1 protein-coding gene is annotated in these 637 nt (G+C 40.8%); it reads right to left on the bottom strand.

Annotated features, from left to right (window positions below; genetic code table 11):
- A partial coding sequence (locus ACFING_RS10085; protein WP_375630842.1) for a DnaB-like helicase C-terminal domain-containing protein occupies positions 1-637 on the bottom strand: 637 nt, incomplete at both ends.

Below are 637 nucleotides of genomic sequence, written 5' to 3'. Positions count from 1 at the left end.
ATGTTGGTAAATTGCTCTTCTGAGATATTACCACGACGCATATCAGAAGAAGAAACCTTTATTTGTTCTGAGATAATGCGAGTTGCAAGCTGTTCGGATGACATTTCAAGTGAGAAGAAACCAACAATACCCCCTTCATTGGCTTGGCTGTTATCACGCTTACAAGCATTGGCAATATTAAAAGCAATATTGGTCACCAGAGAGGTTTTCCCCATACCAGGGCGCCCTGCAAGAATAATTAAGTCAGATGCTTGTAATCCTCCCATTTTTTCATCAAGGGTTTTGATATGGGTAGCTATCCCAGAAAGCTGTGAGGAACGCTTTTTTGCAGCACTTGCCATGTTAAGTGCTTTTGCAATGGCTGTATCAAAGTTTTCAAACCCACCCCCATATTTTCCTTTTTCGGCGAGCTCAAATAACTGATTTTCAATCGTTTCAATTTGTTGGGTAGGCGTGAGCTCTACAGGCGCATCAAAGGCTGTATTGGCAACTTCATTGCCAAGATTAATCAAAGACCGGCGGATAAAAAGATCGTAAATAACGCGTCCATAATCTTCAGTGTTAATAATAGTGACTGCCTCTGTGGCTAAGCGAACAACATACTGGTATACAGTAATATCTCCAATTTTTTCTTCCA

This window comes from Bartonella sp. AP150HLJHH (assembly GCF_042196385.1).
Taxonomy (GTDB): Bacteria; Pseudomonadota; Alphaproteobacteria; order Rhizobiales; family Rhizobiaceae; genus Bartonella.
This window is presented reverse-complemented; position numbering and strand designations above follow the sequence as displayed.